Below are 12,967 nucleotides of genomic sequence, written 5' to 3' on the forward strand. Positions count from 1 at the left end.
GGGTCAGTCCCGCGTCGCCTCCACCTCGTGCACCTCGCGGGGCATGACGAGGGAGGCCAGCAGCATCGTCACCGACACGGCCGCCGCGACGACGAACACGGCGCCGAGGGCCGGAGCGAGCACGCCCGCCGGCAGCGACTCGAGGTCGGACGGGGTGTGCCCGAGGCGCTGGCGGACGACCGTGTTCGCGACCGCACCGAAGGCCGCGACCCCGACCGCGCTCCCCACCGACCGAGCGAAGATCGACGCGCTCGTCGCGACGCCCCGCTCGTGCCACGGCACGGACGACTGGGCCGCCACGAGCGACGGGCTGGCCACGTAGCCGAAGCCGAGCCCGAGGACGAGGCAGGCGCCGGCGAGCAGCCAGACCGAGCTGTGCGGGCCGACGAGGAGGAGCACGCCGGAGCCGGCGACGGCGAGCACCGAGCCGATGAGCATCGTGGTCCGGAACCCGAGCCGCAGGTACAGCCGCCCGGCGGTCGAGGCCGCGACGGGCCAGCCGATCGTCATGGCGGCCAGCGCGAACCCGGCCACGATCGCGCCGGTGCCGAGGACGCCCTGTGCGTAGAGCGGGACGTACGACGTCAGCCCGAGGAGCATCACGCCGACGACGAGCGAGACGAGCATCGCCCCGCCGACCACCCGGTGGCCGAACACCCACAGCGGGAGGACCGGTTCGGGGCACGGCGCTCGACGACGACGAAGGCGGCCAGCAGCAGGGCCGAGGCGACGAACAGCGCGACGCTCACCGGGGAGCCCCAGGCCCAGAGCACACCGCCCTCGAGCAGCCCGACGAGCAGGGCGACCGTGCCGAGCAGCAGGAGCGTGATCCCCGCGTAGTCGATGCGGGGACGGGCGACGGCGGGCCGCGGTGCCTCGGAGAAGCGGCGCCAGAGCATCCAGGCGGCGGCGGCACCGAGCGGGAGGTTGACGAGGAAGATCCAGCGCCAGGTGAGGGCCTCGGAGAAGATGCCGCCGAGGGTCGGGCCGACGAGCGAGCTGACCGCCCACACCGAGGCGATGTACCCCTGGACGGTGGCCCGCTCGGCGACGCTGTAGATGTCGCCGACGATGGTCATCCCGATCGGCTGGATGGCCCCGGCCCCGAGGCCCTGCACGGCCCGGAAGGCGATGAGCGAGCCCATCGACCACGCCAGCCCGCAGAGCAGCGAGCCGACGACGAAGAGGCCGACTCCGACGAGCATCACGGTCTTGCGGCCGAACAGGTCGGCGACCTTGCCGTAGACCGGCACCGAGACCGCCTGGGCGAGGACGTACACCGAGAACAGCCAGGGGAACTGGGAGAGGCCGCCGAGGTCACGGACGACCGCGGGCACGGCGGTGGCGAGGATGGTCGCGTCGATGGCCACGAGGCCGGTCGCGAGCATCACGGCCAGCAGCACGGGGCCGCGCTCGCTGCGCAGCCCGACGTCGGCCCGAGGGACGCGGGCGGCGGTGGGGGTCGTCACCGCAGGGCCAACCCCGCCGCCGGGCCGGGCATTCCGCGGGCGCGGCGGGCTACCAGCTCGTCTCGACGCACGAGCGGGTGCCGCGGGGCTCGACCTGCAGGGTCGCGTGGTCGATGCCGAACTCCTCGCGCAGCCGCGCGCCGGCCTCCTCGAGGACCCGACCGGGGTCGGCGCCGTCGGCGCACACGAGGTGGGCGGTGGCGACGTGCATCCCCGAGGTGAGGGTCCAGAGGTGCAGGTCGTGGACGTCGACGACGTCGGAGACCTCCCGCAGCGCGGCCTCGGTGGTGTCCGGGTGGATGCCTGCCGGTGCGTGCTGGCCGAGGACCGCCACGACCTCGCGCCCGAGGAGCACGGCGCGGACGGCGACGAAGACCGCGATGGCCAGGGCGACGACGGTGTCCCACAGGGGGTTCCCCGTGGCGGCGATGAGGCCGGCGGCGGCCAGCACCCCGACCGACCCGACCGTGTCGGCGACCACCTCGAGGTAGGCACCCCGGACGTTGAGGCTGTCGGCCGCCCCGCCGCGCAGCAGCAGGAGCGAGACGAGGTTGACGACGAGCCCGAGCCCGCCGACGACGAGCATCACACCGGTGGCGACCTCGGGCCCGGACCCGGCCCGGCCCACCGCCTCGACGACGATGTAGACCGACACCCCGAGCATCAGCAGCACGGCCAGGCCCGACGCGAACACCTCCGCGCGGTAGGAGCCGAAGGTGCGCCGGCCGGTGGAGTCGGGGCGGGTGGCGATGCGCGTGGCGACGAGGGCGGCCCCGAGCGCGACGACGTCGGCGGCCATGTGCCCGGCGTCGCTGAGCAGGGCGAGCGAGCCGGCGAGCAGCCCGGCGACGAGCTCGACGACGAAGAACGCCCCGACGAGTACGAAGGCCACCCGCAGCCGCCAGCGGTGCTGCGCCCCGGCGTGCCCCGAGGGTGCGTGGGAGTGGCCGTGACCGGATCCCATCGGCCTGCCCTCCTCCGCACGTGGGACGTCTCGTCGACGACGCTACCCGCCGCACTAGGGTGCCGCCGTGACCGCCCCGCTGAGCGACGACGAGTGCCGGGTCCTCGACGCCCTCGACGACGACGAGCTCGTCGCGAGCCTCGTCGAGCTGGTCCGCGTCCCGAGCGTCACCGGGTCGGCGGCCGAGGGCGAGGTGCAGCACCTGCTGGCGCGCTGGTTCGAGGAGGCGGGGCTCGAGGTCGACCTGTGGTCGGAGGACCTCGAGGCCCTGCGTGCCGACCCCGGGTTCCCCGGCAGCGAGGCGCCCCGCACCGAGGCCTGGGGGCTCGTCGGCACCACGCCCGGCGCCGGGCCGCCGGCGCTGGTCCTCCAGGGCCACGTCGACGTCGTGCCGGTGGGCGACCCCGGGGCCTGGGCGCACGACCCCTTCGCGGCGGTCGTCCGGGACGGTCGGCTGCACGGGCGCGGGGCCTGCGACATGAAGGCGGGGGTGGCCGCCAACCTCGCGGTCGCCCGGGCGCTGCACCGGTCGGGGGTGCGGACGGCACGGCGGCTGGCGCTGCACTCGGTCGTCGGTGAGGAGGACGGCGGGCTCGGCGCCTTCGCCACCCTGCGCCGCGGCCACACGGGGGAGGCCGCGGTCGTCACCGAGCCGACGAGCGGCCGGCTGCTCGTGGCGAACGCCGGCGCGCTGACCTTCCGGCTCGAGGTCGGCGGCCTCGCGGCGCACGGCAGCACGCGGCTCGAGGGCGTCTCGGCGCTCGACACCTTCGCGGTCGTCCACGCGGCGCTGCGGCGGCTCGAGGCCTCCCGCAACGAGTCCGCCGACCCGCTCTTCGCGGGCACCCGACTGCCGTACGCGATGTCGGTCGGGCGGGTGCAGGCCGGCGACTGGGCGAGCAGCGTGCCGGACCTGCTCGTCGCCGAGGGGCGCGTCGGGGTCGCCCTCGGCGAGGACCCGCAGGCCGCGCGCGACGCCTTCGAGCGATGCGTCGCACAGGCCGCCGCGACCGACCCGTGGCTGCGCGAGCACCCGCCCGTCGTCACCTGGCCGGGCGGGGCCTTCGCATCCGGACGGCTGCGGGACGGGCACCCGCTGGCCGCCGAGGTGGCGGGGGCGGTCGAGGCGGTCGGTGGGCAGCGGCCGCGGGAGGCCGGCGCCCCCTACGGCTCGGACCTGCGCCTGTACGCGGCCGCCGGCATCCCCACGCTCCAGTACGGGCCGGGCGACGTCCGGCTCGCGCACTCGCCGCGCGAGTCGGTGCCCCTCGACGAGGTCGTCGCCGTGGCCCGCGCCCTCACCGTCCTGACGGTCCGCCGCCTCACCGCCCCCTGACCTGCCCCTGACCTGCCCCCGATCTGCCCCCGATCTGCCTCTGCCCACCCCCACCTCTCCCGAACGTGTGTGAAGAACGTCGGCATGCCGACGTTCTTCACACACGTTCGCGGGACGGAGGCGGGGGGTTCCGCACTCCGCATCCGCGGCCTAGCGTCGGGCGGGTCAGCAGCGTCGCGACGAGAGGACCCGCCATGCCCCTGGACAACCCCTTCTACACCGCCGAGATGCAGGGGCCCTACGAGCTCCTCAGGGTCGGCCGCTTCGAGCTCGAGGAGGGCGGGGTCATCCCCGACCTGCACCTCGCGGTCGCGACCTACGGCGAGCTGAACGAGGCGCGGGACAACGCGATCCTCGTCCCGACGTGGTTCTCGGGCACGCACGCGACGTGGTGGCAGGTCTACATCGGCGAGGGTCGCGCGCTCGACCCCTCGCGCTGGTTCATCGTCGTCGTCAACCAGATCGGCAACGGCCTGTCGACCTCACCGCACACGACCGACGACCCGTCCATCGCGATGTCGCGCTTCCCGCAGGTGCGCATCGGGGACGACGTCCGGGCCCAGGAGCAGCTGCTGCGCGAGCACTTCGGCATCGAGCGGCTGGCCCTGGTCGTCGGCGGGTCGATGGGAGCCCAGCAGACGTGGGAGTGGGCGGTCCGCTTCCCGGACAAGGTGCTTCGCGCGGCGCCGATCGCCGGCACGGCGCAGAACACCCCCCACGACTTCCTCTTCACGCGGGCCCTGCTCGAGGCCATCACCTCCGACCCGGGATGGAACGGTGGCGAGTACGCCTCGCACGAGGACGTGGCCGCCGGGCTCGCCCGGCACGCGGACATCTGGGCGATCCTGGGCCTCAGCACGGAGTTCTGGAAGACGGAGTTCTGGCGGGGGATCCCGCCGATCGCCGAGGGGCTGGAGTTCTCGACCTTCGAGGAGTTCCAGCAGAACTTCGTCCGGCTGCTCTTCGGGATGATGGACCCCAACGCCCTGCTCTCGATGGGCTGGAAGTGGCAGCGCGGCGACGTCGCCCGGAACACCGGCGGCGACCTCGCCGCCGCCCTCGGGCGGATCACCGCCAAGACCTTCGTGCTGCCGATCGACGAGGACATGTTCTTCCCGCCGCGCGACTGCGAGGCCGAGCAGCGACTGACCCCGAACAGCGAGCTGCGGGTGCTGCACACCGTCGCGGGGCACTTCGGGCTCTTCGGGTTCGAGCAGTCCTACCTCGACGAGGTCGACGCCCACCTGCGCGAGCTGCTCGACACCCCCGTCTGAGGCCCCTCCACCACCGCACCACTCCACCGCGAACGTGTGTGAACACGCCAGGCACCACCGGCGTGTTCACACACGTCCGCGAGGCGTGAAGGGGGCGCGCACCCATCCGGGACGGGGCGCGGCTCCGAAGCCCCTCTGACGCCGCCCGAGGAAGCACCGCCGGAGGGAGCACGATGACGCCGCTGACGCAGCGCCTGCTGCGCGCCGTCCTGCTCGCCGTCGGTGCGCTCGTCTCCGGGTTCGTCCTCTCCGTCGCCGTCGCCTCCTCCGCCTCGGCCGACGAGGGCGACGGCCTGCTGGGCCACGCCGGAGCCTCCCTCTCCTCCGTCACGAGCCCGGTCCTCGAGCCCGTGGCCGCGCCGGTCGCGAGGGCCGCAGAGCCGGTGACCAAGCCGGTCGCCCAGGCCGTCGCGCCGGTCACCAAGCCCGTCGCGAAGCTCGTGGAGCCCGTCACGAAGCCGGTTGCCCAGGCCGTCGCGCCGGTCACCGAGCCCGTCGCGAAGCTCGTGGAGCCCGTCACGAAGCCGGTCCTCGAGGCCGTGGCGCCCGTCACCGACGTCGTCCTCGAGCCGCTCGCCCCGGTCACCGACGCCCTGGCCCCCGTGGCCCAGGTGCTCCCGCCGGTCGACGTCCTGCTCCCCACCGACGACGCGCCCGCCGTGCCGACCGCCCCCGTCGCGGACGCGCCGCGGGCGACCCCCACCGTCATCCCGGCGACCCCGGCGACCCCGGCGGCGTCGGTCGACGCACCGGCGCTGACGGTCACCCCGGCCCCGGCCCCGGCCGCCACCGACGACACTGGCGCCCAGCCCGCCCCGGCCGCGCCGACCCCGGCGACCCCGGCCCTCCCCGCCGTGCCGGCCGCTCCCGCCCCCGGACCGGCCGCCATGGCCTCCGCGCCGGGCGGCCACGCCGGTACCGACCCCACCTCGCTCGCGCCCCACCCGGTGCGCGACGCCTCGGCCCTCTCCGCGCTCCCCGCGGGCGACGAGGCCGTCCTCGCGACGCAGGCCTTCCACCGGCCCGGCGTCGCCCCCGACTGACCCGTCAGGTCGATCCCGCGCGGCTCCCCGAGCCGCAACGGCGCCCGAGTCCCGACGACCCGCGCGCCGGCACAGGACACACCTGACGAAAGGTCCGACATGAACACCTGGATCAAGCGATCCCTGGGCACCGCTGCCGTCGCCGGCGGCCTGCTCCTCGGTGGCGCCGCGATGGCGTCCGCCGACGACGGTTCGAGCGCGTCGCAGCACGCGGCCGACTCCTCCGTCTCCTCCCCGATCCGCCTCGGCGGCATCGACCTCGGGGCGACGAGCAGCAGCTCGAAGAGCTCGTCGGTCACCGAGACCCGCACCGACCGGGACGGCTCCTCGGAGTCGAGCACGCGGGCGTCGAAGGACTCCTCGAAGAACTCGGTCGGCCTCTCGACCGGCGACATCACGGCCGACCCGTCGGCGGCGATCTCCTCGATCACGAAGTCCGCGACCTCGCGTGACTCCGACGCCGACACGAGCCGCTCCTCGTCGAGCAGCGAGGGCAGGGCCACGGCCAAGGCGCCCGTCTCCATCGGGGGCCTGAACCTCACCGGCTCGAACGAGCAGGCCTCCTCCGGCCGGGAGAAGGTCACCCGCACCGACGAGGACGGCGACACCCGCACGTCGGAGTCGGAGTCGGCGAAGGCGTCGAAGACCGGCTACTCGTTCGGCATCGGCGAGCTCACCGCCGACCCGATGGGCTCGCTCTCGGGCGCGCGCAGCGATGCGCTGACCCGGGACGACGAGGACGTCACCGGGGCCTCGACCTCCGAGGCCGCCGGCTCGTTCTCCTCGCCGCTGTCCTTCGAGGGCATCACCGGCTCCTTCTCCGACGAGCGCGCCTCGACGGACGCCCGCCGCGACACCGTGACCGACGAGGACGGCACCCGCTCGCAGGCCACCCGTGAGGCCCGCGCCTCGAAGACCACGGGCGGCTTCGACACCGGCTCCTTCGCGGCCGACCCGAACGGCGCCTTCCGCACCGTGCGCTCGGACGCCTTCTCGACGCGGGACCGCGACGAGACCGCCGACCGCTCCACGAGCACCTCGGTGTTCGACCTCGCCGCCCCGTACTCGGCCAGCGGCGGCTCGGGCTTCTTCTCCCGTGAGGACGCCTCGGCGACCGAGCGCGAGACGATGGTCTCCGACGAGGACGGCACCCTGACCCGCATCGAGCGGGACGAGGACGCCAACGCCTTCGGCCAGTCCTTCGGGTTCGACCGCAGCGAGGGTGACCTCCTCGGCTCCTTCGACGCCACCTCGGTGTTCGACGGGATGGTCGACAACCGCTGACCCTCGGGTCGGCAGTGCACCACCTCGACCCGGCCGGCGACCCTCTCGGTCGCCGGCCGGCCGGGGGACCGTGTGCCCGCCGGGGGGATGGGAGAGTGGTCGCCATGAGCGACGTCGCGGTGACCATCGACGGACTGCCCGACCGGTACCTGACGACCCGACCGGTCGCCGAGGACGCCCCGGAGGTCGCGGCCCTGCTCGCGGCCCACCAGCAGGCGGCCAAGGGTTCCTCGGGCGTCGACCCCGAGGCGGTGCTCGGCCAGCTCGCCGGCACCGGGTCCTGGACCCGCCGGCAGGTGCTGGTCCGCGACCCCGAGGGCCGGCTGCTCGCGTGGCTCTCGGTGCACGACCGGGCGGCCGGCCGGGTGCTCGTCGAGGTGACGGTGTCGCCCGACCTCCCCGTCGACGAGGCCGACCTGCTCGCCCACCACCTGTTCGCCGCCGGCGAGCGCCACGCGCGCGACATCGGCCGGATGCGCCGGCTGCGCACGACCCTCCTCGACTCCGGCGCCTACGCCGACGACCCGCGCCAGCAGGCCTGGCTCGACGGTGCGGGGTACCGGTGCACCCGGACCTGGCTGCAGATGACCCGCCCGGTGCGGCCCGAGGAGGAGTCGTCGCTGCCGGCCGTGCGCGAGGGCGTGGTCGTCCGGCCGGTCGACCGGCACGAGGACGGCCTGCCGGTCGCGCAGGACCTCCAGGCGGTGCACCGCGTGCTCGAGGAGTCCTTCCAGGACCACTTCAGCTCCTACCGCGAGAGCTTCCCCGAGTTCGTCATGCGGCTGCGCGAGGACCCCGGTCACCGCTGGGACCACTGGTGGCTGGCGACCGTCGAGACCGACGACGGCGTGCTCCCCGCCGGCGCGTTGGTGTCGACGGTGCTGCGCGAGGACGCCGCCGGCCACGAGGGCAGCTACGTCGACTACATCGGGGTGCACCGCAGGGCGCGGGGTCGTGGAGTGGCGAAGGCGTTGCTGCACATCGTGATCGCCGATGCCGCACGCCGCGGGCGCAACCGGGTCGGGCTCGAGGTCGACGCCGACTCACCGACCGGTGCCGACGGCCTCTACACCTCGATGGGCTGGGTCACCGACTACCGCACCCAGTCGTGGCACCAGGACCTCGACCTCTGAGGCCGACCGTCCGGCCGCCCGGCCCGCAGGCCGCCCCGCGGTCAGCGGGCGACGTCGACGACGAGCCGGGTCGGGCCGGTGAGCAGCGAGACGCGGAACGGCCGCTGACCGCCGGTGACCCCGATGAACTGCTGGCCGTAGCCCTCGAACCCGCCCCAGATCGCGTCGGCCGACGCGATGCCGGTGCCCTTGAGGGTGGCCGGGAGCGGGTCGTCGGGGCTCGGCGCGGACTCGCCGGGGATGTCGACCGAGGTCACCATCACCTCGAGCCAGGCGTCGCCGGGCACGTCGCGACGGTCGCCCGAGCCGTCCTCGACGGGGGCGTCGACCCACCGGACGCGGTAGGTCGGCGTGCCCGCCTTGCTGAACTGGTAGACGACGCGGTCGTACCCGGTGTGCTTCCCGACCCGGGACTCGACGCCGATGCCGATGGAGGAGCCGAGCTCGGGCCAGCCGGCGGTCTTCTGCTCCTCGAGCGAGAAGCCGGCGAGCGTCGTGCTGGGGCTCGGGGAGGCCGACGAGGTGCTCGGGTCGGGCGTGGCGGAGGGGGAGGCCGACGAGCTGCTGACCGACGGGTCGGGCCCGAGCCCGGGCTCCTCCTTGCCGCTCGTCGTGCACGCGGCGAGGGCCACGACGGCGAGCGCCGCCGTCGCGGCGGCGCCGCCGCGGGCCACCCGTCGGGTGCGGCGGACGGGGGTCGGTGCGCTCGAGCGTGCGGTCATCGGTGTTCCTTCACGGGTCCATGGTCGCGGACCGCGACCCTCGCCCGTGGGACGTCGGGGGAGGGCGTGCCGTTCCCCGGCTCAGCGCACGACGGTGCGGGCGCCGTGGCGGGGGACGCTCGTGATGTTCCGCACCCGCGGCTGCTCGCGGCCGTGGGCCTCGACGTCGTGCGCCACGAGCACCTCGCGCAGCACGGCGACCGCCTCCATCAGCGAGAACCCCGCGCCGATGCACCGCCGCACCCCGCCGCCGAAGGGGATCCAGGTGTTCGGGCGGGCTGGCCGTCGAGGAAGCGCTCGGGACGGAAGGCGCCGGGGTCCGGGTGGCTCGCGGAGCGGGAGTGCGCGAGGAGGATGGAGGCGGCGACCGTGGTGCCGGCGGGCAGGTCGAGGCCGGCGAGCGTGGACGGGGCGCGCAGCACGCGCACGACCATGGGGATGACCGGGTGCAGGCGCATCGCCTCCTTGACGAGGGCCTCGAGCCGCTCGTCGTCTCCGGTGCGGGCGGCCTCGCGCGCCCAGGCCCGTCGGGCGGGGTCGAGCCCGATCTCGTGGAGGGTCCAGGCCAGGGCGGTCGCCGTCGTCTCGTGGCCGGCGAGCAGCAGCGTCACGAGCTGGTCGCGCAGCTCGTCGTCGGTCAGGCGGTCGCCGCCGTCGTCGGCGCGGATCAGCCGGGAGAGCACGTCCTCGCGGTGCTCGAGGTCGGGGCTGGCCCGGCGCTCGCGGACCTCCTCGCGGATGAGGACGTCGAGGGCCGCGGTGCGCTCTGCGGCCCGGCGCCACATGCCGACGGAGCGCAGGCGGGGGACGGCGTAGCCGAGGAACACGAGCGGGCTGACGTCGACGAGCTGGCGGACGAGGGGTCGCAGGCGTTCGAGGCGGGCCTCGTCGGTGACGCCGAAGACGACCCGGAGGATCACCTCGAGGGTGACCGCGTTCATCCGCTCGAGGACGGGGAAGGGGACGCCGGGGGTCCACGAGCCGACCTCGGTCTTGGCCAGGCCGGTGACGAGGTCGGCGTAGCCGCGCAGGGCGCGACCGGAGAAGGCCGGGGTGAGCAGGGCCCGGGCCCGCCGGTGGTCGGCACCGTCGAGGAGCAGCAGCGAGTGCTGGCCCATCACCGGACCGAGGAGCGAGTTGGCCTCGCCCGCGTGGAAGACGTCGGGGTCGCCGGCGAAGATCTCGCGGACGGCGGCCGGGTCGGAGAACAGGACGATGTCGCGGCCGGTCGGGAGCAGCCGCACGGTGAACGCGTCGCCGTACCGGCGCTGCAGCCGGGGCACCCAGCGGTGGCGCAGGCGCATCATCCCGACGCTCTGGACGAGGCGGGGCAGCCGCGGCCCGGGCGGCAGGGGAGGCGGGTGGTCCATCGGGTCCTCCTCGTCGGCCGGTGTCCCGAGCCTAGCCGCGGGCGGTCGCGGACCACGTGGCCCGGACCTCGTCGGCGACGTCGGCGGCCTGGGCCAGGCCGGCGCGGGCGGCGTCAGCGCGGCGGGCGGGGTCGAGGACGTTCTTCCCGATGGCCGCCAGTGCCCGCGCGTCCGGCGCGAGGACGGCGGTGCGGGTCGCGCCCGTGCGCGTCAGCTGGGCGGCGACGGACGTCGCCCTCGACAGCGACCGCGGCAGCGGGGCGACGACGACCACCGGGTCGCAGCCCTCGGCCAGATCGGCGTTCGCGGTCGAGCGCACACCGCCGTCGACGAGGCGGCGCCCGCCCGTCGACACCGGTGGCCAGACCATCGGCACGGCGCAGCTGGCCGCGACGGCGTGCACGAGGTCGACCCCGCCGTCACGGTCGAGGACGACGAGCTCGCCGGTGTCGGCGTCGACCGCGGTGACCCGCAGGTCACCCTCCGGCCACTCCTCCCACGGGACACGGTGGCGGATGACAGCCACCCGATCGGAACCGTCACCGGGGTTGGCGCGCAACGCCTTCCGGCCGATGCGGGCGCGCTTCTCGCGAGCGCTGCCGGGCCGGAGGAGGGCGGGGGCGAGGCGGAGCATCGTCCAGCGCGAGAGGGTTGCCGCGCGCTCGCCGGTGGGTGGGGCCAGCTGGGCCTCGTAGAGCTCGTCGAGCGGTGTGCCGCTGCGGACCTGGGCGCCGACGACCGAACCGGCGGACGTGCCGACGACGAGGTCGGCGTCGGTGAGGTCGACCCCGGCACGGGCCAGCCCGTGGAGGAGGCCGAGCTCCCAGGCGATGCCGGTGATGCCGCCGCCGCCGAGGACGAGTGCGCTGCGCGTCATCGCCCCACCGTAGGCGCGCCGACCCGCACCCGGGGCCGTCGTACGCTGGCGGCATGGGTCGACGGGTGGCGCTCGCGCTGGGGGCCGGGGGCGCGCGGGGGTACGCGCACATCGGGGCCCTCCAGGTGCTCGAGGAGCGCGGGTTCGAGGTCGTCGCCATCGCCGGCACCTCGATGGGTGCGCTCGTCGGGGCCTCGCGGCGGCCGGCCGGCTCGACGCGTACACCGAGTGGGCCACCGGCCTCACGCAGTACGACGTCTGGCGGCTGCTGGACCTCAACCTCGGTGGGGGAGGTGCGATCCGGGCCGAGCGCATCTTCTCGAAGGTCGGCGACATCCTCGGCGGCGCTCTCATCGAGGACTGCGCGATCCCGTTCACGGCCGTCGCGACCGACCTCAACAACCGCCGCGAGGTGTGGTTCCAGCGCGGGCCCGTGGCGACGGCCGTCCGCGCGTCGGTGGCCATCCCGAGCCTCGTGACGCCGATCGTCGTCGACGGCCGGCTCCTCGTCGACGGCGGGCTGATGAACCCCGTGCCGATCGAGCCGACCGCCGCCGTCGTCTCCGACCTCACCGTGGCCGTCAGCCTGCAGGCCGGGCACAGCCGGGGATGGCCGTCGCGCCCGTGCGCACGGCGGGTCCGCTGAGCGGCCCGCTCGCGGGGTCGGTGCGCTCGCTGACCCACCGGGTCAGCGCGCTGATCGGCGGCTCGCACGCGAGCGAGGACGCACCGGGCGAGGCCGTGACCGGCGAGGACGTCGAGCCGGTGACGGAGGGGGGCGGGGCCCCGACCGTCGCGCCGGCGCCCGGTTACGCGCCCGCGCCGAAGGACCTCGCGTCGGCGGAGATCTTCAACCGCTCGTTCGACACGATGGCCGCGCTCATCACCCGGTACCGGATGGCGAGCAACCCGCCGGACGTGCTCGTCTCGGTGCCGTCGGACGCCTGCCGGACGATGGACTTCCACCGGGCCCCGGAGATGATCGAGCTCGGGCGCGAGCTGACCGCCAAGGCTCTCGACGACGCCGGTCAGTGACGGCCGGCGCGGGCGGTCACCCGGGGCCGGAGCCGGTGGTCACTGCGGGTCGACGCGCGGCGAGGCGCCCTGGAGCTCGTCGATGAGCTCGGAGGCGTGGGCCTTGGTGAGCCCCTCGGGCACCTCGCGGCCGGCCTCGCGCGCGAGGGTCTGCAGGTAGCTCAGCTGCGGCCCGGTGGCGGGCTCGTCGCCGGTGGCCCACTGCTCCGGTGGCTTGGTCGCGTCCTGCGGGTCGGGGGTCTGCTCGGGCATCGGGGTCTGGTCGCTCATCCGGCCACGCTAGGCGGAGGCACCGACAACGGGGTCGTGCGCTGAGCGGCCGGCCGTCGTCCTTCCCCGCTGGTTCGAGGTGAAACCGGCCCCCGGAGACGGCTCGGTATCACCTCGACCGATGATGAGCGGCCGCCGAGGTGCGGACGGCGCCGCCTGCGGTGACCTGACGTGGGTGGCGGGACCCGTC

General features: G+C 75.2%; 15 protein-coding genes and 1 pseudogene. 8 read left to right on the forward strand and 8 right to left on the reverse strand.

All coding sequences use genetic code 11. The features are described 5' to 3' along the window. Positions 1-3: 3 nt before the first annotated feature. Genes G7075_RS23165 through G7075_RS18345 form a run of 3 tightly spaced genes read right to left on the reverse strand, consistent with a single transcriptional unit; the run spans position 4 to position 2,433 of the window. Positions 4-627 carry an MFS transporter gene (locus G7075_RS23165; protein WP_371814117.1) on the reverse strand — a complete coding sequence of 208 codons (624 nt, stop codon included), beginning with the start codon at positions 625-627 and terminating at the stop codon, positions 4-6. Continuing rightward, entirely contained in the window at positions 600-1,469 is an 870-nt protein-coding gene (locus G7075_RS23170) for an MFS transporter (RefSeq protein WP_371814118.1), read from the reverse strand. Before G7075_RS23170 ends, G7075_RS23165 begins: the two co-directional genes overlap by 28 nt. 49 nt (positions 1,470-1,518) lie before the next feature. Continuing rightward, complete coding sequence (locus G7075_RS18345) at positions 1,519-2,433, reverse strand: cation diffusion facilitator family transporter (protein ID WP_166123901.1); 915 nt, start codon at positions 2,431-2,433, stop codon at positions 1,519-1,521. Between the two features lie 67 nt (positions 2,434-2,500). Here G7075_RS18345 and G7075_RS18350 point away from each other — a divergent pair, with 67 nt between their 5' ends. The 5 genes from G7075_RS18350 (at position 2,501) to G7075_RS18370 (ending at position 8,503) form a co-directional block, all read left to right on the forward strand. After that, entirely contained in the window at positions 2,501-3,769 is a 1,269-nt protein-coding gene (locus G7075_RS18350) for an ArgE/DapE family deacylase (protein ID WP_240917744.1), read from the forward strand. 194 nt (positions 3,770-3,963) lie between these two features. Continuing rightward, positions 3,964-5,043 carry an alpha/beta fold hydrolase gene (locus G7075_RS18355; protein ID WP_166123902.1) on the forward strand — a complete coding sequence of 360 codons (1,080 nt, stop codon included), beginning with the start codon at positions 3,964-3,966 and terminating at the stop codon, positions 5,041-5,043. A 173-nt stretch (positions 5,044-5,216) separates the two neighbouring features. Continuing rightward, positions 5,217-6,086 carry a hypothetical protein gene (locus G7075_RS18360; RefSeq protein ID WP_166123903.1) on the forward strand — a complete coding sequence of 290 codons (870 nt, stop codon included), beginning with the start codon at positions 5,217-5,219 and terminating at the stop codon, positions 6,084-6,086. A gap of 99 nt (positions 6,087-6,185) precedes the next feature. Further along, positions 6,186-7,370 (forward strand): hypothetical protein, encoded by a 1,185-nt coding sequence (locus G7075_RS18365; RefSeq protein ID WP_166123904.1) that lies wholly within the window; start codon positions 6,186-6,188, stop codon positions 7,368-7,370. A 104-nt stretch (positions 7,371-7,474) separates the two neighbouring features. Then, entirely contained in the window at positions 7,475-8,503 is a 1,029-nt protein-coding gene (locus tag G7075_RS18370; RefSeq protein ID WP_166123905.1) for an N-acetyltransferase, read from the forward strand. 41 nt (positions 8,504-8,544) lie between these two features. Here the strand turns inward: G7075_RS18370 and G7075_RS18375 are convergent, their stop codons facing one another. The 4 genes from G7075_RS18375 to G7075_RS18385 form a co-directional block, all read right to left on the reverse strand. Next, positions 8,545-9,225 carry a hypothetical protein gene (locus tag G7075_RS18375; RefSeq protein WP_166123906.1) on the reverse strand — a complete coding sequence of 227 codons (681 nt, stop codon included), beginning with the start codon at positions 9,223-9,225 and terminating at the stop codon, positions 8,545-8,547. A gap of 81 nt (positions 9,226-9,306) precedes the next feature. Beyond that, positions 9,307-9,468, reverse strand: coding sequence for a hypothetical protein (locus G7075_RS22145; RefSeq protein WP_205860568.1), 162 nt, complete (start codon positions 9,466-9,468; stop codon positions 9,307-9,309). Continuing rightward, a complete protein-coding gene (locus tag G7075_RS18380) occupies positions 9,435-10,595 on the reverse strand; it encodes a cytochrome P450 (protein ID WP_205860569.1) in 1,161 nt (386 codons plus the stop codon). Before G7075_RS18380 ends, G7075_RS22145 begins: the two co-directional genes overlap by 34 nt. A 31-nt stretch (positions 10,596-10,626) precedes the next feature. Next, positions 10,627-11,472 carry a patatin-like phospholipase family protein gene (locus tag G7075_RS18385; protein WP_166123907.1) on the reverse strand — a complete coding sequence of 282 codons (846 nt, stop codon included), beginning with the start codon at positions 11,470-11,472 and terminating at the stop codon, positions 10,627-10,629. A 53-nt stretch (positions 11,473-11,525) separates the two neighbouring features. On the opposite strand from G7075_RS18385, the pseudogene G7075_RS23175 reads away from it, so the two are divergent. The 3 genes and pseudogenes from G7075_RS23175 to G7075_RS21745 all read left to right on the forward strand — a co-directional run. Continuing rightward, positions 11,526-11,609: pseudogene (locus tag G7075_RS23175) on the forward strand (hypothetical protein); the annotation flags it as partial. A 176-nt stretch (positions 11,610-11,785) separates the two neighbouring features. Beyond that, positions 11,786-12,118 (forward strand): patatin-like phospholipase family protein, encoded by a 333-nt coding sequence (locus G7075_RS23180; RefSeq protein WP_371814261.1) that lies wholly within the window; start codon positions 11,786-11,788, stop codon positions 12,116-12,118. Continuing rightward, positions 12,082-12,507: a hypothetical protein gene (locus tag G7075_RS21745; protein WP_240917746.1), complete on the forward strand. Its 426-nt coding sequence runs from the start codon at positions 12,082-12,084 to the stop codon at positions 12,505-12,507. The genes G7075_RS23180 and G7075_RS21745 overlap by 37 nt, the downstream gene beginning before the upstream one ends. Before the next feature lie 39 nt (positions 12,508-12,546). On the opposite strand, the gene G7075_RS18400 is transcribed toward G7075_RS21745, so the two are convergent. Continuing rightward, positions 12,547-12,777 carry a DUF3072 domain-containing protein gene (locus G7075_RS18400; protein ID WP_166123908.1) on the reverse strand — a complete coding sequence of 77 codons (231 nt, stop codon included), beginning with the start codon at positions 12,775-12,777 and terminating at the stop codon, positions 12,547-12,549. Between the last annotated feature and the right edge of the window lie 190 nt (positions 12,778-12,967).

Origin of the sequence: Phycicoccus sp. HDW14 (assembly GCF_011383005.1) — a bacterium.
GTDB lineage: Bacteria > Actinomycetota > Actinomycetes > Actinomycetales > Dermatophilaceae > Phycicoccus.

Bases quoted from the DNA above. Each gene is read 5' to 3' on its own strand.
- G7075_RS23165 (WP_371814117.1), bottom strand. From the start codon at position 627: ATGCTCGTCTCGCTCGTCGTCGGCGTGATGCTCCTCGGGCTGACGTCG.
- G7075_RS18345 (WP_166123901.1), bottom strand. From the start codon at position 2,433: ATGGGATCCGGTCACGGCCACTCCCACGCACCCTCGGGGCACGCCGGG.
- G7075_RS18355 (WP_166123902.1), top strand. From the start codon at position 3,964: ATGCCCCTGGACAACCCCTTCTACACCGCCGAGATGCAGGGGCCCTAC.
- G7075_RS18360 (WP_166123903.1), top strand. From the start codon at position 5,217: ATGACGCCGCTGACGCAGCGCCTGCTGCGCGCCGTCCTGCTCGCCGTC.
- G7075_RS18365 (WP_166123904.1), top strand. From the start codon at position 6,186: ATGAACACCTGGATCAAGCGATCCCTGGGCACCGCTGCCGTCGCCGGC.
- G7075_RS18370 (WP_166123905.1), top strand. From the start codon at position 7,475: ATGAGCGACGTCGCGGTGACCATCGACGGACTGCCCGACCGGTACCTG.
- G7075_RS18375 (WP_166123906.1), bottom strand. From the start codon at position 9,225: ATGACCGCACGCTCGAGCGCACCGACCCCCGTCCGCCGCACCCGACGG.
- G7075_RS18380 (WP_205860569.1), bottom strand. From the start codon at position 10,595: ATGGACCACCCGCCTCCCCTGCCGCCCGGGCCGCGGCTGCCCCGCCTC.
- G7075_RS18385 (WP_166123907.1), bottom strand. From the start codon at position 11,472: ATGACGCGCAGCGCACTCGTCCTCGGCGGCGGCGGCATCACCGGCATC.
- G7075_RS21745 (WP_240917746.1), top strand. From the start codon at position 12,082: ATGGCCGTCGCGCCCGTGCGCACGGCGGGTCCGCTGAGCGGCCCGCTC.
- G7075_RS18400 (WP_166123908.1), bottom strand. From the start codon at position 12,777: ATGAGCGACCAGACCCCGATGCCCGAGCAGACCCCCGACCCGCAGGAC.